Source organism: Pricia mediterranea (assembly GCF_032248455.1).
GTDB classification, from domain to species: domain Bacteria; phylum Bacteroidota; class Bacteroidia; order Flavobacteriales; family Flavobacteriaceae; genus Pricia; species Pricia mediterranea.
Map to the genome: position 1 here is coordinate 4159885 of NZ_JAVTTP010000001.1, position 21092 is coordinate 4180976.

Genomic DNA, 21092 nt, shown 5'->3' on the forward strand with positions numbered 1-21092 from the left:
GGGTTTTCAAATTCCACGAGGAATCACCTTCCAAATGCCATGTGCTAAATCCCATTTTATTATGGGACCAGGAATTTTATTTCACTCATAAAGTCGAAGCCTTTTCCTAAGCACGTTCATTTCGTTTTCCATTTCCCGAAGGCGTCGCAGCATATGGTCTAGGGCATCTATTCCTTCTAAGTTAATCCCTAAGTCGTTGTGAAGGCGATCAAAACGTTCGATTTCGGGGATTTCTTCGTCCGAGATATAGATTTCCGTTTCGATTTGCTTGCATTCAATGAGTCCGAATTCGTTCAGGGCGCTAATGAACGAATCGGGTATATGGGTCCGCTCGCAATACCGTCGGACTAAAATATAGTTTTCTTTTTCCATGATGTAAGTGCTGTACCTGCCGCGCGGCGAACAGGTTGATTTACGCAAGGGGGTTTGTTTATTTTCTCAATTTCGAAAGTTCTTTAAATAATTTCTTTTCCTTGTCCGTCAAGTCCTTAGGAAGTACTACCTTATAGGTTACATAAAGGTCCCCTGCCTGATTTTCCTTCTTGTATTTGGGCATGCCTTTCCCCTTTAACTTCACTTTGGTATCGCTTTGGGATTCGGGCTTGACCTTTAACTTAACTTTCCCGCTCAGGGTGTCCACCTGTATCTCCCCGCCCAGTAGGGCTTTGTACAAGTCGATTTCCACTGTTTTGTAAAGGTCGTCGCCAACACGTTGAAATGCGGTGTTGTTGAATACTTGAAACGTAAGGTAGAGGTCCCCTTTTGGCCCTCCGTTCATGCCTTCGGCCCCATAGCCTTTTATCTTGATGGTCTGCCCGTCTTCTACCCCCGCGGGAATGGTCAGACGGATTTTCTTCTCGCCCAGATCAATGGTCTGTTTTTGAGAGCTAATGATGTCGGTCAGGTTCAATCGAAGACTGGCGTTAAAGTCCTGACCCTTAAATTGACGTGTGCCTCTACCGCTACTTCTTCTTGAACCGCCGGATGCTCCTCCGAACATGGACTCGAAGAAGTCGGAAAACTCGCTTTCGGAGAAATCACCCGTCGTTCGGTATTGGCCGCCGCCGCCGAATCCACCGCCAAATCCACCTCCGGAGGCTCCTCCAAAGCCTCCTCCGAACCCGCCCGAGGCGGACTGTCGCTTTTGGGCCTCTTCGTAGGCGTCGGCGTGCTGCCATTCCTTGCCGTACTTATCGTATTTTTTCCGTTTTTCAGGGTCGCTCAGCACCTCATTGGCCTCGTTGATCTGCTGGAATTTATGCTGGGAAGCTTTGTTATCGGGATTGAGATCGGGGTGGTGCTTGCGCGCCAATTTGCGATAGGCCTTTTTTATTTCCGCCTCGGACGCGTTCTTTTCCAGTCCGAGCACTTTGTAGTAATCGATGAAATCCATAGCATTCAGTTGTGGTTCGAAATTTAAAAAAAGTTAATGACTTGCCTTGAGCTTTTTGCCCATTTTTGTTAGCACGGAAATGAAAACTTTAAATTTTCAGTAAAGATCTAGGTGCCTGACCGGCCATAGATACGGTTTGCTAGTGGTAAAACACAGGAAAGGGCAAGCAAGAACAAAAGGAGAGAATAAACCTACCGAAGCCTCCCAAAAAGACAAGGTATTGCCTAAAAACACCCTTTTGCCTTCAATTATCCTTGTTCCTAATTCCTTTTGTTTTTTGTCACTCTGAATTTCATCCATAATTTTTCGCTAAAATTGGGGAAGAGCCTTGGAATTTTCCGTCCTACAGCATAAAATAGGATATTTCACGTTGGATATATCAACAATCCAACAACTTTCATTGTTAATTACTTTAAAGCCTAGGGGTTTCCTATTTTTGCAAGTCGCCTTATCTTTAGCCACACCGGTAAAATACTGACCATGTCCGACAACAGCCAATATACAGAAGATAATATCCGCTCGCTCGATTGGAAAGAGCACATTCGGCTACGCCCCGGGATGTACATCGGTAAATTGGGGGACGGATCGTCCGCCGATGACGGAATTTACATCCTTTTAAAAGAAACTTTGGATAATTCCATTGACGAGTTCGTGATGGGGGCGGGCAAGACTATCGAGATTTCCATCCACGGAGACCGGGTCATAGTACGGGACTACGGCCGGGGAATTCCTTTGGGAAAAGTAGTCGATGTGGTATCTAAAATGAACACAGGCGGCAAGTACGACACCCGCGCCTTTAAAAAGTCCGTCGGCCTCAATGGGGTCGGTACCAAAGCGGTCAACGCGCTCTCCAGCTATTTTCGGGTGGAAAGTACCCGCGACGGCAAATCCAAGTCCGCCGAATTCGAGGTGGGAGAGCTTAAGAACGAGGAGCTTCTCGATGAGACCAGTCGCCGTCGCGGCACAAAGATTACCTTTACGCCCGATGAGGGCATCTTCAAAAAGTACAAGTATCGCAACGAGTATGTCGAGCGCATGCTCAAGAACTACGTCTATTTGAATCCGGGACTGACCATCGTCTTTAACGGGGAAAAGTTCCACTCCGAAAATGGACTCAAAGATCTTTTAGAGGATAATAACCATAAGGAAGACCTCTTATATCCGGTCATCCATCTAAAGGGAGACGATATCGAGGTGGCCATGACCCATAGCAAAACCCAGTACAGCGAAAGCTACCATTCGTTCGTAAACGGCCAACATACCACCCAGGGCGGCACCCACCAAAGTGCCTTTCGGGAGGCGCTCGTGAAGACCATCCGCGATTTTTACGGCAAGAATTTCGACGCGTCCGATATTCGGAAGTCCATCATCTCCGCCATTTCCATCAAGGTGATGGAGCCGGTCTTCGAGAGCCAGACCAAGACCAAACTGGGCTCTACCGACATGGGCGGCGATTTCCCCACGGTACGCACCTATATCAACGATTTTGTAGGGCGATATTTAGACAACTATCTGCACAAGTATCCCGAGACCGCGGATAAGCTGCAACGGAAGATCTTGATGGCCGAAAAAGAGCGAAAGGAGCTTTCGGGCATTCGTAAATTGGCGCGGGACCGGGCCAAGAAAGCCAGCTTGCACAACAAGAAGCTGCGGGATTGCCGGGTACATCTGGAGGATATGAAGAACGACAGGCGCCTTGAAAGTACCCTGTTCATAACCGAGGGCGATTCCGCCTCAGGATCGATCACCAAATCGAGGGACGTGAACACCCAGGCCGTGTTCAGCCTGCGGGGCAAGCCGTTGAACTCCTACAACATGTCCAAAAAAATCGTATATGAAAACGAAGAGTTCAATCTATTGCAGGCGGCCTTGAACATCGAGGAATCTTTGGAGGACCTGCGCTATAATAATATTGTAATCGCCACGGATGCCGATGTGGACGGCATGCACATCCGGTTGTTGTTGATCACCTTCTTCCTTCAGTTTTTTCCGGAACTGATCAAGGAAGGTCATCTGTATATTCTGCAAACCCCGCTTTTCCGGGTGCGGAACAAAAAAGAGACCAGATATTGCTACAGTGAGGAAGAACGGAAGGAGGCCATCAATACCCTATCGGGAAAATTGGAAATTACCCGGTTCAAGGGACTCGGCGAAATATCGCCGGACGAGTTCCAACATTTTATTGGGGACGATATCCGGCTGGAGCCTGTGATGTTGGACAAGGCCATATCCATCGAACAGCTCTTGAAATTCTACATGGGTAAAAATACCCCTGACCGGCAAGAATTCATTATAGAAAACCTTAAAGTAGAAGTTGACCTGGTCGAGGAAAACCAATTGTAAACCAACCTGTAGCCAAACAGGTCATAATAATACCAGTCTTTCCGAATGGATGAAAATGACGAACTGAACGTACCCGCAGGAGGAGACGACGAAGCGGAGAACCAAAACCAGTCTTCGGACGATAGTAATGATAACTCCCCCGAAGAAGAACAAGAACACAACCAAGACGTAGGCTCGAACGATGCCTTGACCCGGGTGACCGGAATGTACAAGGATTGGTTCTTGGACTATGCGTCGTACGTCATTCTAGAGCGGGCCGTTCCCGCAATAGAAGACGGGTTCAAGCCCGTGCAGCGGCGTATCATGCATTCCCTCAAGGATCTCGACGACGGGCGCTATAACAAAGTCGCCAATGTGGTGGGCCATACCATGCAATACCATCCGCACGGCGATGCGAGTATTGCCGACGCCATGGTGCAGATCGGACAGAAAGACCTGCTGATCGATACACAGGGCAACTGGGGGAACATTCTCACGGGTGATGGCGCGGCGGCTCCTAGATACATCGAGGCCCGGCTATCCAAATTTGCGCTAGAGGTGGTGTTCAGTCCTAAAATAACGGAATGGCAGCTTTCGTACGACGGTCGGAAAAAAGAGCCCGTCAACCTGCCCGTAAAATTCCCATTGCTGTTGGCACAAGGGGCGGAGGGGATTGCCGTGGGGCTCTCCACCAAGATCATGCCCCACAATTTTAATGAGCTCATCGACGCCTCCATCAAGCACTTGCAGGGCAAACGCTTCAAGCTGTTCCCCGATTTCCCTACTGCCGGTGTTATCGATGTTTCCAATTACAACGACGGGATGCGGGGCGGAAAGGTGCGGGTGCGGGCCAAGATAGCCCAGCATACCAAATCGACGTTGGTTATTAGCGAGATACCCTACGGGACCAACACTACTACTTTAAAAGAATCCATCCTCAAGGCCAACGATAAGGGCAAGATCAAGATCAAGAAAATCGATGATAATACCGCCGCGGAGGTAGAGTTGATGATTCATCTGCCCAATAATATCTCTCCCGATAAGACCATTGACGCTCTATATGCCTTTACGGCCTGTGAAACCTCGATCTCGCCCCTTAGCTGTATTATCGAGGACAATAAGCCGCTTTTTATCGGGGTGAGCGAAATGCTGCGGCGCTCCACTGACGCTACCGTCGATCTTCTAAAACAGGAACTGGAGATACAACTCTCCGAACTGGAGGAACAATGGCATTTTGCATCCCTTGAGAGAATTTTTATCGAGAACCGCATCTATCGAGATATCGAGGAAGAGGAAACTTGGGAAGGGGTCATTGCCGCTATCGACAAAGGCCTGAAACCTTTTACCAAGAACTTGCGGCGGGCCGTGACCGAGGAAGATATTGTCCGTTTGACGGAAATCCGTATCAAACGTATTTCCAAGTTCGATTTGGACAAGGCCCAGCAAAATTTGGACAATCTAGAAAAGAAGATTGCCGAGGTCAAACATCATTTGGCCCACTTGGTAGAATACGCAATCGATTACTTCCAGAATCTCAAGGATACATACGGGGAAGGCAGGGAACGGAAATCCGAAATCCGTATTTTCGAGGATATCGAGGCCACCAAGGTCGTTATCCGGAATACGAAGCTCTACGTCAACCGCGAAGAGGGCTTTGTGGGTACCTCGCTCAAACGGGACGAGTATGTGACCGATTGCAGTGATATCGATGATATCATCGCTTTTACCAAGACGGGTAAGATGATGGTCTTTAAGGTAGATTCCAAAATCTTCGTGGGCAAGGGCATTATCTATGTCGCCGTATTCAAGAAAAAAGACAAACGCACCGTTTACAATATAATCTATCGCAACGGAAAGGGGGGGGCTACCTATATCAAGCGCTTTAATGTGGTCAGTATTACCCGGGAGAAGCTGTATAATGTCGGTAAGGGGAAGCCCGGAACTCAGGTGTACTATTTTTCAGGCAATCCCAACGGCGAAGCGGAAATCGTTACGGTACATCTACGCCGGTCCGGCAAAATCAAGAAACTGAAGTGGGATATCGATTTTGCCGATATTTCCATAAAGGGACGTGGCGCCAGAGGAAATCTGGTGACTAAGAATCCCGTAAAACGAATCGAACTAAAGGAAAAGGGACTATCTACCCTAAAACCCCGAAAACTTTGGTTTGACGAGACCGTCCATCGCCTGAACAACGATGAAAGAGGAGAGTTTATGGGGGAATTCCGGAGTGGAGATCGGTTGTTGATCGTCAATCAAGACGGACTTGTAAAAACCGTCATCCCTGAAATAACCCTGCATTTTGATGAGAATATAATCATCCTAGAAAAATGGATTCCCGAAAAACCCCTGTCCGCCATCTATTGGGACGGGGAAAAAGAACTATTCTATGTTAAACGCTTTCTTATCGAGAATCCCGATAAGGAAGAGAACATCCTTACCGACCACCCAAAATCCTATTTAGAGCGATTTTTCACCGATTATCGTCCGAGGGCAGAAATAGTATTCGCCAAAAAACGGGGGCAGGAACGCAAGGAGAATTGGGTATTGGACCTGGAGGAATTCATCGCCGTAAAGGGCATCACTGCCAGGGGCAATCAACTTACGAAGGACAAGGTGCTCGAAATCAGCGGACTATCACCTTTGCCTTACGAACCGCCGGAGCATTCCAACACGGAGGATGTCGAAGGGGGCGATGACGATAACAACGAAAAAGATGCAGGAAACGAGCCATTGGGGGACGAGGAATCCAGTTCGGGAAACGGCAGTAAAAAATCCGACAATCCTTCATCCAAAACTGATTCATCAGAAAATGCTACGCCAAGAAAACCCTCCCCAAAAGAAAATAAAGATAATGGGGATGACCAACCTACGCTCTTCGATTAAAGGACGGCCTTGAACGACCTGGTTAAGTATTCTAGGACCATTAAAACTGGTACTGAAAATAAGTAATGATTCATAATTGGTTTACGTTAATTCACTTCAGGGGATTGACGGAACACATGATTTTACAAATACATAGAAATGGCTTCAAAAAGTTTCTTTCAAGAATTCAAGAATTTTGCCATCAAGGGCAATATGATAGATATGGCCATCGGCATTATTATTGGTACGGCATTTAACAATGTAGTCAATACCTTGGTGAAAAAAGTGGTCATGCCGCCCTTATCGCTTTTGACCGATGGAGTACATCTCTCGGACAGAAAATACGTAATGCGACAAGCCACTGAGAGTCAAGATGAAATAGCCATTGGATACGGTGAAATGCTAGAGGTGTCCATCGATTTTTTGATTATCGCCCTGACCATTTTTGTGGTCATCCGGTTTATCAATCGATTCAAGGAAAAATCGGAGGATCCCAAAAATAAAACGGTCGAAACGCCCAAGAACATCGAACTTTTATCGAATCTTGAGAAATTGATGGAGGAACAAAATGCCATCCTCCGAAAAAAATAGGAAATAGCTTGTTAAAGCCTTTAAATTTCGGTCATGGGGTCATAATGGCTCTCATAAATACTATCTTTGTCAAAATTTGATTGATGGATTTTACGAACCCCCTCGTTTACGGCGTACCTGCTTTTATCGCCTTTATTCTATTAGAGCTCACCTATAGCCACACCCACGGCAATGAGGATTTATACGATTGGAAAGATTTATTGGCCAGCGGTACTATGGGTGTCGGTTCCGCTATTTTGGGGCCGTTACTCAAGGTAACCGTACTTATCGTTGTTTTCGAATTTACGTATGAGATGTTCAACCCAGTGGTTGACGGTGTACGTACCAATATCATGGGTTACGAGTCCTTCGGTTATGCATGGTACGTATGGATCTTGTGCCAGTTGGCCGATGATTTTACCTATTATTGGTTCCATCGTGCCAATCATGAGGTGCGTATACTCTGGGCCGCCCATATCGTACACCACTCCTCCGATAATTTCAATCTCGGCACCGCGGTCCGTAATGGGTGGTTCACCTTGCTGTACAAGCCGTTTTTCTATATGTGGATGCCTGCGATAGGCTTCCCAGTGGAGATGGTCATCGTCTGCTTGGCCATAGAATCATTATGGCAGTTTCAGTTGCATACCAAATATGTCCCTAAAATGGGATGGGTCGAGAAAATATTCAACACCCACACCATGCACCAGGTCCACCATTCGCAGAACGTGGAGTATCTGGATAAGAACCACGGAGGTTTTCTGAATATCTTCGACAAGATGTTCGGCACTTGGAAGGAGTTGGATGATGACATCGAGGTGAAGTTTGGGGTCATTCACGCACCGGACTCCTACAATCCTCTCGTGATTCTGACCCACGAGTTCAAGGATATTTGGGCGGACGTCAAAAAGGCGGACAAATTTTCGCACAAACTTATGTACATTTTCGGCCCTCCAGGATGGAGCCATGATGGCAGTACCCTGACCGTTAAACAGCAGCAGCGGTTGTTTCGGGAGCAGCAAGCCAAGAACCCCGAAGTGGCCTACAGTCGGCCGAACTAGCTTGAGCTATTCCTGCGTGCGGCAGCTAAGGTATCCAACTTGGCCCTACCGCTTTCCAATAACTTGGTACCTGGCATATTAGCTACGGCGGGGTGACGTAATGGTTCAGTAAAGACAGAAGAAAAATCGGAACCTTTTTACTGCTCTCTGACAGCCGTTCCGGTGGATTTCTTATCTCTCCCGACAATCCCATATTCGAAGGTGTAGGAGTCATCGGTGGTAGAAAGAATCTTCATATGAACGGATTTCTCCTCGGCTAAACTGTTGGGATTGAATTTTTTTACTACGTATTCACAGTCGTTGATCCACCGCACGGCCGAAGTGTCCGCCTTCCCCTCAAAATAATCTATTTCCATAGTATCATTTCGGACGAACAGGGTGGTTTTCTCTTCGCCGTCGATGGTGGTCGTAAACGTGTACCTTCCATTCTTGAAACTTTTACAATCTCTTTGCGGTTGGTAGCATGAAGCCAATAATAGCACCAGGGGACACGATATAAGCAGTCTTTTCATCATTGCCGCAAATTAAGAAAAACAAATATGTCCGGAGCAGGATTTAACGCGTTTTTAAACCTCGCCCATGAAGACTTCCGGTCATTTCACCGCCTACTCAAGATTTTTTTTCATTTTATTGTTTCCGCTCTAGAACGGCTCATGGTCCTTCGCTTATTTTAGTTGCACGGGCGCTACACACACGGCTTTACGGAGGCTAGCTCTGGTCGATCGGGTGGATACGAAACCTATGATCCATCAGGACTGGTATTGGCCGGGGTGTGGGACTCAAAGGTTCCGTCGGTATAAAAAATTACGATACGCGCTATTGCGGCCTTGGATTTCCCGGGACTTTCGGGCCCGGTCTTGTGGACACTTTCTTTTAGAGGATTTTTGAATGCCGCGGTACCCTCCGTAGAAGCACTCTTTCCGTTCTTTTCAGGCGGAAACGTTCCTTTCCCGTTTAAAAGCCAGTATAAATTAACTTCCGGAAAACTCTTAACCACCTTCAATACAAATTCGAGACTGGGCTTGTTACGTCCCGATAGGAGATGGGAAATGCTTGAACGCTGCACTTGAATTTTTTCTGCAAAAGCCGAAGCAGTGAGATCGTAATGTTGAAGCAGATACTCCAAGCGGCCAATAAATTCCGAACTGTTTACCATTGTAAATATTCTTGTCTAAATATAACAAACTACTAGGGTCACATCCTACTCATAACCTAAAATTCAACCCTAAAATAATAATCTAATACTTTAATTAAACTTATATAAGCACCTGAATGACATTTTTATAGAACACACATATATATAAAGATGAATTTTCACTCCAAATAGTTTACAATCGTAAATATAAACCAGAAATCAAGCGCGGCCTTTGTTTACAAAAGTGAAATGTTATAGTTTACAAATGTAATTTATTTTGATGTTACTTTTGTAAATCGCAAAATTTGAAGGATGACTTTAACCTCAATAGAATACCAATCCATAAAAGAAAAAGGCATTTGTGGACGTTACCTGACTCACGACCAAATCGAAGATTTCTTGAGCGCGCCTAAGAATCTTGAGGTCCGTCCCGTGGGCAAATCTGTTCTGGGAGTACCCATTGACCAAATGAAGCTTGGCGAGGGCCCCGTTAAAATACTGATGTGGTCTCAAATGCACGGAAATGAATCGACCACGACGAAGGCGGTCTTGGACCTGATTAATTATTTAAATGCAGATCTGCCTACTTCCAGGACTATTCTCAAGCAATGTACCATTATGATGATTCCTATTTTAAATCCCGACGGAGCTATGGCCTATACCCGGGCCAATGCCAATGGTATCGACCTTAATCGGGATGCGCAGGAAAGGTCACAACCGGAAAGTAGGGTACTTCGTGAGGTGTTCGACGAATTTCAGCCGGACTATTGCTTCAATCTGCATGATCAACGCACTATATTCAATGTGGGCAATACTCCCAAACCGGCTACCGTATCCTTTTTGGCACCCGCCCATGACGAGGCCAGAAGCGTTTCTGTATCCCGCGGCGTGGCCATGAAGCTCGTCGTCGCGATGAACGAACAACTGCAAAATCGGATTCCAGGGCAGGTGGGAAGGTACGATGACGCCTACAATGCAAACTGTGTTGGAGATGCCTTTCAAATGACCGACACTCCTACTGTTCTTTTTGAAGCGGGACACTATCCCGAGGATTATGAACGCGAGAAAACCCGAAAGTTTATATTTCAGGCCCTGCTGAAAGGCTTGACCATTATAGCAGAGAACGATTTTAATGAGCTGAATGTCTCGGATTACTTCTTGATTCCTGAAAATCAAAAAAGATATTTTGATATCCTTGTGCATAATGCCCATGTTCTGGATTCTTCCCTGATCGAGGGCGATGCGGTGGGTATTCTGTATAAGGAAACCTTGGTAGATGGTGCTATCGAATTTATCCCTAAAATCGAAAAATCGGGAAATCTGAAGGGGTATTTCGGACATCGGACCTACAACGCGTTGGCGGATGAGGACTTTAAAATTATTGAAGGCAATCCAACTTGGATCGATCTATTCCGTTAATTTTAAGAATTTATTGTGAAACGGTAAAATAATTACGTATTTATCAAAAAAATCAACTTTTCCATGCATATTATTTCTTAATTTTTTTACTTTTGTCATTGAAAATTTGCTCGAATAAAAACGTTCTTCTCGAACGCTTTTAAATGATTTAAATTATTAAATAGCACATTATTATGGCAGGAAAAGTAAAACTAGACGAAATCGACCATCAAATTCTCGATATGTTGATCGAGAACACCAGAACGCCTTTCACAGACATCGCCAAGAAATTGTTGATTTCGGCAGGTACGGTACACGTCAGGGTAAAAAAAATGGAGGAAGCGGGAATTATTAGAGGCTCTTCGTTGACTCTTGATTATGTACAATTGGGGTACGCCTTTATAGCCTATGTCGGAATTTTCCTTGAAAAAACCCATCAGACTAAATTTGTGATGGAGCGGTTGGAACAGATTCCGAATGTAACTATCGCCCATATCACTACGGGCAAGTTCAATATTTTCTGTAAAATCCGGGCGAGGGATACCAACCATGCCAAAAACATAATTTTCATGATCGATGATATCGATGGCATCAATCGCACGGAAACTATGATTTCGCTAGAAGAAAGCTTCAACGATAAAAAAAGGTTGATGCATATGATTTTCAACGAACTTTAGTCCTTCTCACCTTCACCGATGCTATCGTGCCGCGTCGATCAATGACCGTAATGACGAAATGGAAGCCATGATGTGAGCATTTTTTTGGGCTGGCTGAAAAGATACCGATCCCGAACGTTTGCGTTCGGGATTTTTTATAGCTTCGTATAAATCAAGTAGTGGTTTCCGAAATGGATGTAAGAAAAAAACTTAAGACTTTCTGGACCTTGTTAAAGGACACGGCAATGGCCTGGGTCGAGAACGATCCTTTCGGCAAGAGCGCGGTGATATCCTATTACACCCTTTTTTCGTTGCCTTCATTATTAATGATAGTGGCCTGGATCGCCAGTGAACTGTTTGGCGTTGAAGCCGTCCGTGGAAAAATCGCTAAGCGCTTGGGGGCTTTTATTGGTGAGGGAGCCTCAAACGCCATTGAGGGCATGATCGCTAATGCCTCGGTCAAGGAAGGCTCTACGGTAGCGGTCATAATCGGGATAGCAATGTTAATTTTCGGTGCGACGGGAGTATTTGTCCGCCTTAAGATGGCCATGAACGATATTTGGCACGTAGAACCCCGAAAAACGGTTTGGTTACAGACCATCATTGACCGACTAATTTCTTTCGGAATGATCTTGGTGCTGGGTTTTCTATTTCTGGTCTCCTTGATACTGTCTTTCGTGTTGAAAATTGTCAGTGATTATATTGGGACTTTCGCACCAAAGATAGCGGAGATTGCCGCCAGTACGTTCAGCTATTTGCTGACATTTATTGTGATAACCGGACTCTTCGCGGCATTGTTCAAATTGTTGCCGGACATTAAGATTCGATGGAAGACTACCCTTTCCGGTGCAGCATTGACCACGGTACTTTTCTTGATCGGTGAATTTTTATTGGGCTATTATTTTACCCAAAGCGATCCGACATCCGTATATGGCGGGGCCTCCTCTGTAGTTTTGATCATGCTGTGGGTATATTACACCTGTATGATCCTTTTTTTCGGGGCCGAGTTTACCGCCCAGTACGCCCATTATATCGATGAAAAGGTCGAGCCCAGCGAAAAAGGGGTTCGAAAGGCATCCCCTGGTCATTCCGGATTCCCTCAATCCATTTCATCCCCCAAATCGTAGTCCGCATCGGAGTCCAGCTCATATTCCGGGGAATCGGTTTCTTCCAGAACGTTTTGGGGTCTTGCCTCAAGTTCCTTTTCGATGGTATCGTCAAAGTTTGATATGAACTCCGAGAGGCTTTTACTGATTTTGACCAGGTAAACGGTATCCTCTGTTTTGATTTCGACCGCTTCGACGGTATCGCCCTGCAGGGTTTTGAAAACGACGATATCTTCATCGCCGTATCCGTCGGGATAGGATTCTATTAGAAGCAGGGCGAGTTCGTGGTCCAATTTTTTGTAATCTACAATTTTGCGTAGCATAGTAGGTAGTTTTTCAAGCTGTAAGGGTTTGGTTATGAATCCCTATGAAAGGGTTATTATTTACAGTTTCTAAGCTATGCTTTTTATTCGGTCGATGTTACAAAGAGTTGTCAAAAGCCAAATTAAGTATACGAACCCGTTCGGGATTGTGGTTACACGGTACGGAGTCTCAAACTAGGCTTCGGAGTAGTATGCAAAAGCGCTGCGGAACAGTTTCGGAGGAATCTTTACATCGATGACCGGTTTGCCTATTTTGTCGAGCAGCACAAAATTGATATCCCCATGGGAATTCTTTTTGTCGAATTTTAAAAGGGATAGGATGGTCTCGATATCGGCTTCAGAGAATTTCGTTTTGGGATAGCGGTTTAAAAAGACAGCCTTAATATCCTCCAAATCGGCTTCAGGGAGTCCCGTTAATTCCTTGGACAGGTAGCCCTCCAAAATCATTCCGATAGCAATGGCTTCGCCGTGGAGTAGGGTTTCGAGGGACTCATTTTCCAAAAAGTAGGATTCCACCGCATGGCCGAGCGTATGCCCAAAATTCAATATTTTTCTCAGGTGCTGCTCGGTGGGATCTTGGAGTACGACTTCGTTCTTGATCTTGACCGAGGTATAAATCAGGCGGTCTATATCCGAGAAATCCGAATTCGATTTCAAAACTTCCCAGTATCCGGAGTCCCGGATCAGGCCGTGCTTGAGCATTTCGGCGAATCCGCTTTTCAGTTGCCGTTGGTCGAGGGTTTTTAAAAACTCGGAAATTACAAGTACCATCTCGGGTTGGTTGATGACCCCGACCTGATTTTTAAGGGCGCCGAGGTCCACCCCCGTCTTTCCGCCCACCGAGGCGTCGACCATGGCCAAAAGGGTAGTGGGTACATTGATAAAAGCGATTCCACGTTTAAAGGTCGAGGCCACGAAGCCCCCCAGATCGGTAATTACGCCCCCGCCAAGATTGATCAAAAGGCTTTTGCGGTCGGCGTTCCGTTCAGAGAGCTCTTCCCACAGCCGGATACAGGTCTCAATGGTCTTGTTTACTTCGCCCGAAGGGATTTCTAAGATCTCGTAATCGGAACTGTCGGATACCATGTTTTTAAAATTCCCTAGACAATCCCGTTTCGTATTTTCATCCACTAAAACGAAAATTTTAGAATAGGGGGTGGCCCTTAAATGCGCGTTGATAGCATCATAGGCAAGTTGATTGAAATGTACTGCGTAAGAAGAGGTAGTGATGGATTCCATATTAAATTTCAAATTTTATGACCCTTGTCCCATTGATTCACTGGGTATCCAATGGCAAAATAAAGCTAAAATATTGTGTTGGAATCCAAATTTCAGTCTTTATCTTTGATAGCAAGACAAATTGCTGGAAATGAAGAAAATTTTTGAGGATACCGAGACCGCTTTTGCCCTAAAATCGGATTCGGAACTGGAACGTGCCTATTTTTTGTTCCGAATGATTGCCAACGAACCTTTGGTGCGCATTGGGTCGGCCATTACCAATTTTGCCTTTAAGGCCCATCTCCCCGTAGATAATCTGATCCGTGCTACCGTATTCGACCACTTTTGTGGGGGCGTCAACGAACTCGACTGCTTGCCCACTGTGGACAAAATGTACGCCAAGAATGTCCATTCGGTACTCGACTACTCCGTAGAGGGTAAAAATACAGAGCATCCCTTGGATTTGACGTTGGAAGTGGTCATCAAAGTGCTTGACTTCGTCAAGGAAAAAGACGCCATTCCCTTCGCTGTTTTTAAACCGACGGGCTACGGTCGCTTCGCCCTTTTTAAAAAAATAGGTGAGGGGAAATCCCTTAGTAAAAAGGAGCAGGCCGAGTGGGACAGGGTTGTGGCCCGTTTCGACAAAACCTGTAAAAAAGCCCATGAACTCGATGTGTCCCTATTAATCGATTCCGAGGAAAGCTGGATGCAAGATGCCGCGGATGCCTTGGTCGAGGAGATGATGCGTAAGTACAACAAGAAAAAGACCATCGTTTTCAACACGCTTCAAATGTACCGTTGGGACCGAATGGACTATCTCAAAAACCTCCATGCCATAGCGGAACGAGATGGATTTAAAGTTGGTATCAAGGCCGTGCGGGGCGCGTATATGGAGAAAGAGAACGAACGCGCCGAGGAAAAGGGATATGCCAGCCCCATTTGCGCGTCCAAAAAGGAGACCGATGCCAATTTTGACAAGGCCATAGCGTATATGGTCAACAATCTGGACACGATTTCCCTCTTTGCCGGGACCCATAACGAAAATAGCTGCTACCACTTGATGGAGCTTATGGAAGAAAAAAATATTGCCCACAACGATTCCCGAATTTGGTTTGGTCAGCTATACGGGATGAGCGATCACATTTCCTTCAACCTGGCCGCAGAAGGGTACAATGTCGCCAAATATCTTCCCTTTGGTCCCGTTCGGGACGTAATGCCCTATCTGATCCGGCGTGCCGACGAGAACACCTCGGTGGCCGGCCAGACCAGCAGGGAGCTTTCGTTGTTGAAAAGAGAGCGGAAGCGGCGGGAGATTTGATGGGAGGCTGGAGTTGGACCGTTGCTGGTAAGTCGATGTATTTAAGGTTCAGGTCGCGCTACGAGGCCGTTCAAGGTTTAAGGTATTAAAATAAGCTCTTCTACAGTGGCCTTTTCACGACAATTCCTGACCTTGAGCACTGCCGTTCTTTCTTTAAGGAGCCCCTCTATAAAATAAGTTTTACACGTATCCGATCGAGTGTCGCTTCTTCCGAAATCGACGTCGCCATCATTTAGGAATCCTACGATATCGAGCGAGTCCAGTTGTTTCTCCGCCAACATCGTGTTTATGCTTTCGGAATACGACAATGATTTAGAGCGGATATCCTTCAAGGTGCGACAGTTAGGAAAATAGCAGAATTCTGCACCGGTCTCTTCTGATTTCTTTTTAAGGAATAGGGTGAGAAAAACGATTCCGATCGATAATCCAACGAGGTAGAATCCCAAACGTTTTAAAAAGGCCATATAAAGGTAAGTTATTGATCTAGTTGTTAATAATTTAGGGTCCGGTGGGTCGGCAGTGTTCTCAAACCATTATCGAGACCCCGTCTGCCTTCCAGTTTTGATCTTCTTCGAAATAAAAATCGATGCGACCCAGATTAATTCCGAAGCAACCGACTTGATTCACCAGTATTTCGCGACCTTTCGAATTCTTGACGATGGTCGGTCGCTTTAAAAATGTATGGGTATGCCCTCCGATGATAAGATCGGTAAAGCGGGTTTTGGCTGCAAGCCCCAAATCACTCGGCTTGTTCTTATTTCCATAATTGTATCCGAGATGCGAAAGGCAAATAATCAACTGGCAATTTTCGTTCTCCTCCAACCGACGTTCCGTGTCCAACGCCACTTCATACGGATCAAGATATTCGGTTTCTTTGTACATTCTTTTATCGACCAAGCCTTCCAACCCGATACCCAAGCCATAGACCCCGACTTTGACCCCGTTTACAACGTAGGTCATATAGGCGGGCACACGTCCGTCCATTATAGTATTCCTGAAATCGTAATTGGCCGAAAGTAAATCGAATTCCGCATTCGGCATTTGTGCCAAGAGACCTTCGATTCCATTGTCGAAATCATGGTTGCCTATTGTGGCGGCGTCGTATTTCAGCTTGCTCATTAACTTGAATTCGAGCTCTCCCCCGTAAAAGTTGAAATAGGGAGTACCTTGAAAAATATCACCGGCATCGAACAATAAGGTATTCGGGTTTTCCTTACGGATGTCGTCCACCAAGGTGGCTCGCCGTGCCAATCCCCCAAGATTTGGGAATTCGGAATGGCTTTCGGGAAACGGGTCGATATGGCTGTGCACGTCATTGGTGTGCAGGATGGTGATGTGCTTTTCCGAATTACCAAAGCAGGAATTCAGGGATAGTCCGCCTAAGCCCGCCAAAGCGGTCGAAGCGGCACTCTGTTTGATAAAACTTCTTCTTCTCATAAAAATACGCTATGGAAGCGGGTCGTCAATGCTGGATTATTGCCATCACACCAATCTCCACTTTCTCCCTTATTCCAATTTATAGAATCGATCGTCCACGACCGGTGCGATAGTATCGACCTTCTTAAAATAATCGATCATGGCGTTACGGACCTTATAATCGATTAGGGTCGAATGTTCCGCATCCTTAAAAAATACCATATTGTCCCCACCGTTGAGCAGATAGTCCGATGTAGCGACATTATAGCTGCGATCATTATCCAATGGCCTGCCCTGGATTCGGATGGATTGGATCTTATTTTCTTGATCCAGAATTACCTGCAGGCCCGATATGGGATGCGGCCGTCCGTAATCACGAAGATAAAGAACGAGTTTCTTAACGGTCTCTCCGTTGAGCTGCGCCACAACAATCGAGTTTTCAAAGGGCATCACCTCGTAGGCGCTGCGGGCGGTCACCGGACCCTTTGAAATAATCGAACGGATGCCTCCGTGGTTCAGGAGCACGAAGTCAATACTTTCTCCCGTGCGGGACCTAAAAATGGGTTGCGCTTCGGCCAAAACGATATCGGCCAAAAGGTTGCCTGCACTAGAGTTGTAGGGACCATCGGACTTCGATATCGTAGCAGGGGAGTAGGCCAGGACACTATCCAGCACGGCGTCTATACGCTTTCGGTAAGGAGATACGAAACTGTCAACTGAATCGGAAGGTCGAATCGATGTCCCTATCTCGATCTGTCGGCCTTCAATTTTCGCGTTATGGGCCGCATCCTGACAAGCGAAAACAAAAACTAATGTTAGGAATGCAACAAAATGTTTAATTTTTAAACGCATGATTCCTTTTATCTTTGCGCAATAAAATAATGTGCGCGGAGTTTCTTTACATTTGTAGTGTTCGCAATCGCCGGTTAAAGGCTAAGAACTCGTCCTGACTTTATGTTAGCAGCTAAAAAATCAACTCAAGACAGGTTCTGGAAATACAAAATGTAAAAGTACATGTTTAAGGGAATAAAAGACAAGTTCAAGTACAATTCGAGCGTTAAATTCCTAAAAAAGGAACTGGAAAAGTCCCCTCCGAAAGTAGAAAGGGAAAGTGGTATTAGCGCGGTAGGCTGTATCGTGGATTTGGACAGTTTTCAGGATGCAGATCGGTTCTACGATTTTGTAGAGGACTATAACCTAAGGCCCAATGCGGTTAAAATTATCGGTTATAAAAGCTTCTACGATAAGAATTCGCCCTATTCGACCCCTGTTTTTTCCGATAAGGACCTCGGATGGAACGGTACCATCGAGAATAGTTATGCGTTGGAATTCCTAAGTAGGGAGTACGATCTGCTCGTCAATTATTACACCGTCGAGCATTTGCCGATACAGCTGATGAGCATCAAGACCCGGGCCCGTTTCCGAGTGGGGTTCAAAGATGTAGATCGGGTGTATAACGATTTGATACTCGACGCCCCCTTGAACGATTTTGCTACCTTTAGAAAGGAGCTCAAAAAATACCTCGGCGTCTTAAACGAGATATAATATGGAAGAGTTACAAGGTACTGGCGTGGCTTTGGTCACTCCCTTTAATAAAGATTTATCCATAGATACCCGGGCGTTGACCCGTATCGTGGAACATTGTATCGATGGCGGAGTCGATTATCTGGTCGTATTGGGCACTACCGGGGAGATGGTCACCTTGAACAAGGCTGAAAAAATGCTGGTCATCGAGACTGTGATCAAAGCCAATATGGGGCGGCTGCCTTTGGTCTTGGGCATCGGGGGCAACAGCACCTATCGCATCGTTGATGAGATCAAATCCTTCGAATCCGAACATTTTTCGGCTATCCTCTCCGTTTCGCCGTATTACAATAAGCCGACCCAAGAGGGCATCTACCAACATTTCAAAGCCCTTGCCGAGGTGACCAAAAAGCCGATCCTCATGTATAACGTTCCCGGTCGCACCGGCAGTAATATGCTTCCGGAAACCAGCTTGCGACTGGCTCGGGATTTTGAAAATATTGTGGGCATCAAGGAGGCCTCGGGAGATATCGTACAGGTACAGCAGCTTTTGCAGCGCAAGAACCGCGACTTTATGGTGATTTCCGGGGATGACATCACCGCTTTGTCCACCGTGCTGGCCGGGGGTGCGGGGGTGATTTCCGTTTTGGGACAAGGTCTGCCCCACGAATTTTCCCGGATGATCCGTGCGGGACTGGAGCGTAAGGTCGATGAGGCCTATCGACTGCACTACGCAATGCAGGATGGGATGGGACTTATCTTTAGGGAGGGAAACCCTGCGGGGATTAAAGCTATCTTTGAAATTATGGGCCTTTCCAGCGCCGAGGTCCGACTTCCATTGGTAGAGGCTTCCGAAGGATTAAAAAAGGATATTACAGCCTTCGTGAAACCTTTCTTAAAGATCACGGCCTAAGACACTGATCGAGAGGCGCGGGGAATTCATTTACGATTTATACTCCATAGGCAACGACACCTCCTCGATACGAGAGTAAAGCTTCGGGATTCTTTCGTTCCAAAACATACACGGCGTGGGGCAACACCGGAAGGATCTTTTCGGCAGCCGAATTTAAGCATCTTTTTAGTACCCAAACCGGATAACCATATCGGGACCTTTTGTAATCAACAACAGGTAGGTGGCGAAAATCAGGCTAACTACGCCTAAAAACAGTAAAAGCGCCGTAATCTTGAACCATTTAGGCATCCCGTTGAGGGAAGTGTTTTTGACAATTGTGTGATAAACATCCATATTTTCATTTTAAGTGTTTGCACACATAGCATGAATTGGTAGGATGTAGGTTGTAATCGATAGAACTTGGGGGTCTTTTATTAGTGAACAACAAAGAGAGCCATATCCCTAGCGCTTAGTATAATTTTTCGCTGAATTGCATAAAAAAAGGAAGAACGGGGAGTCGATCTTCCTTTTTTTATGAAATAATGGGGTTACCGCACTTTCCTTAAGAATAAGATTTAGGCCAAAAAAGAAGCCGCCCCGCCAAATTCAGGAAGGCTTTTTCTTTGCAGTTCCATGGTAACAATGATTGGAACAACTTAACTTTTATTACTTTTCTTCTAACGCCTAACGTCTAAAGCCTTACTCACATCCCCCGGTAAACCCGGTCGCGTTGAATTTGGTCTGTACTGCGCCCGAAAGGCTGCCTTTTTTTACCTGGATGGCCAGGTTGCTATCGCCACTACCGTCCCGTTTAGGGCTGCAGTACTCGAACAGATAAAAGCTGCTAGCGCGCTGTGAGACCCTATCGGAGATATCGTTGAACGTCGTTTCAAGCTCGTCTTTGTTGCCGGCAAAGACGCTATAGGTCTTTCCGAGGTCCGTCAAAACCTGGGTGTCGATTTCGGCACCGAGCCCGATGGTGAAAAACGAGATATTGGGGTTGGCGTTATCCACTTTTTTCTGGGCCGCTTCCTTGGTGTAGCGGGAAGCCTGATCGGTACCATCGGTAAATACCACCACCGAAGCCGCGCTGATTTTATCGTCCTTGCTGCTTTCGGCCAAAAGATTGGAAGCAATATCGGTAGATTTCACGACCGCCCCGTACAGATTGGTCGAGGGATCCTCACTAATATCCGTAGTAATACCTTCAATGGAAGCGATAAGCTCCTGTTTAGAGGCCGTAAGGGGACTCAACTCGTGCAGTTGCTCTTCGCCGTCGAACCAGTAAATGGCCATTTTAACCGGCTCTTGAGGTGTAGCGGGCATCACGTTGTTCACGAAACTCTCACTGGCCGACTTCAGTTCTTCAAGACTCGTCTTTAATACGCTGGCGCTCAAATCGAGCACCAAAATGGTGTTATTGCTAAAGATTTGGGAGTTCGGTGAAATTCGGGAATTCGCCTCCACTTTTGAAATGGTATTGAAACAAGCATCGTTGCGACCCTGTTCGTAGATGGTGAACTGATCCGCCGTCAATCCCGGTACAGGATTTCCATCGGTATCGGAAACCTTGAAAAACACGGAAACTTTTCCGGGCTTGGTGGTGTATTGATCTTGGATGGAGAGTACAAGGTCGTTTTCGCCGAGTTCAAGGCAATCGTCCACCGGCTTTCCTTGGCCGAGGTCCCCGCCGGTGTTCAGGCCATAATTCACATCGTCATCGGCATTCCCGCAGGAGATGAACAGGCTGATGGAAAAAAATAAGGCGAGAGGTTTGAGGTAGTATTTCATCGAATTGAATTTAGTTCTAGTTTCACCCAACACAACGCATTTTTTCAAGGAATAGTATAATGGCATGTGCAAATAATGTTAAAGATTGTTAAGCAAGAAGGATG

Annotated in this window: 21 protein-coding genes; 10 read left to right on the plus strand and 11 right to left on the minus strand. The window is 46.1% G+C overall.

All coding sequences use genetic code 11. The annotated features are described in order from the left end of the window. Window positions 1–81 precede the first annotated feature (81 nt). Entirely contained in the window at window positions 82–420 is a 339-nt protein-coding gene (locus RQM65_RS17090; RefSeq protein ID WP_314016633.1) for a chaperone modulator CbpM, read from the minus strand. Between the two features lie 10 nt (window positions 421–430). After that, a complete protein-coding gene (locus tag RQM65_RS17095) occupies window positions 431–1393 on the minus strand; it encodes a DnaJ C-terminal domain-containing protein (RefSeq protein WP_314016634.1) in 963 nt (320 codons plus the stop codon). Between the two features lie 480 nt (window positions 1394–1873). Here RQM65_RS17095 and RQM65_RS17100 point away from each other — a divergent pair, with 480 nt between their 5' ends. The 4 genes from RQM65_RS17100 to RQM65_RS17115 all read left to right on the plus strand — a co-directional run bounded on the left by RQM65_RS17100 (window position 1874) and on the right by RQM65_RS17115 (window position 8211). Beyond that, window positions 1874–3736 carry a DNA topoisomerase IV subunit B gene (locus tag RQM65_RS17100; RefSeq protein ID WP_314016635.1) on the plus strand — a complete coding sequence of 621 codons (1863 nt, stop codon included), beginning with the start codon at window positions 1874–1876 and terminating at the stop codon, window positions 3734–3736. Window positions 3737–3781: 45 nt separating this feature from the next. Next, entirely contained in the window at window positions 3782–6601 is a 2820-nt protein-coding gene (locus RQM65_RS17105) for a DNA gyrase/topoisomerase IV subunit A (RefSeq protein WP_314016636.1), read from the plus strand. A 138-nt stretch (window positions 6602–6739) separates the two neighbouring features. Beyond that, window positions 6740–7171: a large conductance mechanosensitive channel protein MscL gene (mscL, locus tag RQM65_RS17110; protein ID WP_314016637.1), complete on the plus strand. Its 432-nt coding sequence runs from the start codon at window positions 6740–6742 to the stop codon at window positions 7169–7171. An 83-nt stretch (window positions 7172–7254) separates the two neighbouring features. Further along, entirely contained in the window at window positions 7255–8211 is a 957-nt protein-coding gene (locus RQM65_RS17115; RefSeq protein WP_314016638.1) for a sterol desaturase family protein, read from the plus strand. Between the two features lie 137 nt (window positions 8212–8348). Here the strand turns inward: RQM65_RS17115 and RQM65_RS17120 are convergent, their stop codons facing one another. Both RQM65_RS17120 and RQM65_RS17125 read right to left on the minus strand, forming a co-directional pair. After that, window positions 8349–8726 carry a DNA topoisomerase IV gene (locus tag RQM65_RS17120; RefSeq protein WP_314016639.1) on the minus strand — a complete coding sequence of 126 codons (378 nt, stop codon included), beginning with the start codon at window positions 8724–8726 and terminating at the stop codon, window positions 8349–8351. 224 nt (window positions 8727–8950) lie between these two features. Further along, entirely contained in the window at window positions 8951–9367 is a 417-nt protein-coding gene (locus RQM65_RS17125; protein ID WP_314016640.1) for a helix-turn-helix domain-containing protein, read from the minus strand. Between the two features lie 291 nt (window positions 9368–9658). Between RQM65_RS17125 and RQM65_RS17130 the strand changes: the two genes are divergently transcribed. The 3 genes from RQM65_RS17130 (at window position 9659) to RQM65_RS17140 (ending at window position 12527) form a co-directional block, all read left to right on the plus strand. Then, complete coding sequence (locus RQM65_RS17130) at window positions 9659–10765, plus strand: M14 family metallopeptidase (protein WP_314016641.1); 1107 nt, start codon at window positions 9659–9661, stop codon at window positions 10763–10765. 173 nt (window positions 10766–10938) lie between these two features. Next, window positions 10939–11421 (plus strand): Lrp/AsnC family transcriptional regulator, encoded by a 483-nt coding sequence (locus RQM65_RS17135; protein WP_314016642.1) that lies wholly within the window; start codon window positions 10939–10941, stop codon window positions 11419–11421. Between the two features lie 170 nt (window positions 11422–11591). Further along, window positions 11592–12527: a YihY/virulence factor BrkB family protein gene (locus tag RQM65_RS17140; RefSeq protein WP_314016643.1), complete on the plus strand. Its 936-nt coding sequence runs from the start codon at window positions 11592–11594 to the stop codon at window positions 12525–12527. Here the strand turns inward: RQM65_RS17140 and RQM65_RS17145 are convergent. Further along, window positions 12500–12829: a hypothetical protein gene (locus RQM65_RS17145; RefSeq protein ID WP_314016644.1), complete on the minus strand. Its 330-nt coding sequence runs from the start codon at window positions 12827–12829 to the stop codon at window positions 12500–12502. The genes RQM65_RS17140 and RQM65_RS17145 overlap by 28 nt on opposite strands. A 174-nt stretch (window positions 12830–13003) precedes the next feature. Further along, window positions 13004–14068: a 3-dehydroquinate synthase gene (gene aroB / locus RQM65_RS17150; protein WP_314016646.1), complete on the minus strand. Its 1065-nt coding sequence runs from the start codon at window positions 14066–14068 to the stop codon at window positions 13004–13006. A 130-nt stretch (window positions 14069–14198) separates the two neighbouring features. On the opposite strand from aroB, the gene RQM65_RS17155 reads away from it, so the two are divergent. Further along, window positions 14199–15365: a proline dehydrogenase family protein gene (locus tag RQM65_RS17155; RefSeq protein ID WP_314016647.1), complete on the plus strand. Its 1167-nt coding sequence runs from the start codon at window positions 14199–14201 to the stop codon at window positions 15363–15365. A 77-nt stretch (window positions 15366–15442) separates the two neighbouring features. Here the strand turns inward: RQM65_RS17155 and RQM65_RS17160 are convergent, their stop codons facing one another. The 3 genes from RQM65_RS17160 to RQM65_RS17170 all read right to left on the minus strand — a co-directional run bounded on the left by RQM65_RS17160 (window position 15443) and on the right by RQM65_RS17170 (window position 17633). Next, window positions 15443–15829: a DUF4258 domain-containing protein gene (locus RQM65_RS17160; protein WP_314016648.1), complete on the minus strand. Its 387-nt coding sequence runs from the start codon at window positions 15827–15829 to the stop codon at window positions 15443–15445. A 61-nt stretch (window positions 15830–15890) separates the two neighbouring features. After that, window positions 15891–16802, minus strand: coding sequence for a metallophosphoesterase (locus RQM65_RS17165; protein ID WP_314016650.1), 912 nt, complete (start codon window positions 16800–16802; stop codon window positions 15891–15893). Window positions 16803–16871: 69 nt separating this feature from the next. Continuing rightward, window positions 16872–17633 carry a 5'-nucleotidase C-terminal domain-containing protein gene (locus RQM65_RS17170; RefSeq protein WP_314016651.1) on the minus strand — a complete coding sequence of 254 codons (762 nt, stop codon included), beginning with the start codon at window positions 17631–17633 and terminating at the stop codon, window positions 16872–16874. A 162-nt stretch (window positions 17634–17795) separates the two neighbouring features. Here RQM65_RS17170 and RQM65_RS17175 point away from each other — a divergent pair, with 162 nt between their 5' ends. After that, window positions 17796–18326 (plus strand): DUF6913 domain-containing protein, encoded by a 531-nt coding sequence (locus tag RQM65_RS17175; protein WP_314016652.1) that lies wholly within the window; start codon window positions 17796–17798, stop codon window positions 18324–18326. 1 nt (window position 18327) lies between these two features. Beyond that, complete coding sequence (dapA, locus tag RQM65_RS17180; protein WP_314016653.1) at window positions 18328–19218, plus strand: 4-hydroxy-tetrahydrodipicolinate synthase; 891 nt, start codon at window positions 18328–18330, stop codon at window positions 19216–19218. A gap of 165 nt (window positions 19219–19383) precedes the next feature. Here the strand turns inward: dapA and RQM65_RS17185 are convergent, their stop codons facing one another. Both RQM65_RS17185 and RQM65_RS17190 read right to left on the minus strand, forming a co-directional pair. Next, complete coding sequence (locus RQM65_RS17185) at window positions 19384–19551, minus strand: hypothetical protein (protein ID WP_314016654.1); 168 nt, start codon at window positions 19549–19551, stop codon at window positions 19384–19386. Between the two features lie 345 nt (window positions 19552–19896). Next, entirely contained in the window at window positions 19897–20988 is a 1092-nt protein-coding gene (locus RQM65_RS17190; RefSeq protein ID WP_314016655.1) for a vWA domain-containing protein, read from the minus strand. Between the last annotated feature and the right edge of the window lie 104 nt (window positions 20989–21092).

Coding starts and splice junctions, on each gene's coding strand:
- RQM65_RS17115 (WP_314016638.1), top strand. CDS start 7,255: ATGGATTTTACGAACCCCCTCGTTTACGGCGTACCTGCTTTTATCGCC.
- RQM65_RS17095 (WP_314016634.1), bottom strand. CDS start 1,393: ATGGATTTCATCGATTACTACAAAGTGCTCGGACTGGAAAAGAACGCG.
- aroB (WP_314016646.1), bottom strand. CDS start 14,068: ATGGAATCCATCACTACCTCTTCTTACGCAGTACATTTCAATCAACTT.
- RQM65_RS17175 (WP_314016652.1), top strand. CDS start 17,796: ATGTTTAAGGGAATAAAAGACAAGTTCAAGTACAATTCGAGCGTTAAA.
- mscL (WP_314016637.1), top strand. CDS start 6,740: ATGGCTTCAAAAAGTTTCTTTCAAGAATTCAAGAATTTTGCCATCAAG.
- RQM65_RS17140 (WP_314016643.1), top strand. CDS start 11,592: ATGGATGTAAGAAAAAAACTTAAGACTTTCTGGACCTTGTTAAAGGAC.
- RQM65_RS17155 (WP_314016647.1), top strand. CDS start 14,199: ATGAAGAAAATTTTTGAGGATACCGAGACCGCTTTTGCCCTAAAATCG.
- RQM65_RS17130 (WP_314016641.1), top strand. CDS start 9,659: ATGACTTTAACCTCAATAGAATACCAATCCATAAAAGAAAAAGGCATT.
- RQM65_RS17145 (WP_314016644.1), bottom strand. CDS start 12,829: ATGCTACGCAAAATTGTAGATTACAAAAAATTGGACCACGAACTCGCC.
- RQM65_RS17160 (WP_314016648.1), bottom strand. CDS start 15,829: ATGGCCTTTTTAAAACGTTTGGGATTCTACCTCGTTGGATTATCGATC.
- RQM65_RS17185 (WP_314016654.1), bottom strand. CDS start 19,551: ATGGATGTTTATCACACAATTGTCAAAAACACTTCCCTCAACGGGATG.
- RQM65_RS17105 (WP_314016636.1), top strand. CDS start 3,782: ATGGATGAAAATGACGAACTGAACGTACCCGCAGGAGGAGACGACGAA.
- RQM65_RS17100 (WP_314016635.1), top strand. CDS start 1,874: ATGTCCGACAACAGCCAATATACAGAAGATAATATCCGCTCGCTCGAT.
- RQM65_RS17120 (WP_314016639.1), bottom strand. CDS start 8,726: ATGATGAAAAGACTGCTTATATCGTGTCCCCTGGTGCTATTATTGGCT.
- RQM65_RS17165 (WP_314016650.1), bottom strand. CDS start 16,802: ATGAGAAGAAGAAGTTTTATCAAACAGAGTGCCGCTTCGACCGCTTTG.
- dapA (WP_314016653.1), top strand. CDS start 18,328: ATGGAAGAGTTACAAGGTACTGGCGTGGCTTTGGTCACTCCCTTTAAT.
- RQM65_RS17125 (WP_314016640.1), bottom strand. CDS start 9,367: ATGGTAAACAGTTCGGAATTTATTGGCCGCTTGGAGTATCTGCTTCAA.
- RQM65_RS17135 (WP_314016642.1), top strand. CDS start 10,939: ATGGCAGGAAAAGTAAAACTAGACGAAATCGACCATCAAATTCTCGAT.
- RQM65_RS17170 (WP_314016651.1), bottom strand. CDS start 17,633: ATGCGTTTAAAAATTAAACATTTTGTTGCATTCCTAACATTAGTTTTT.
- RQM65_RS17190 (WP_314016655.1), bottom strand. CDS start 20,988: ATGAAATACTACCTCAAACCTCTCGCCTTATTTTTTTCCATCAGCCTG.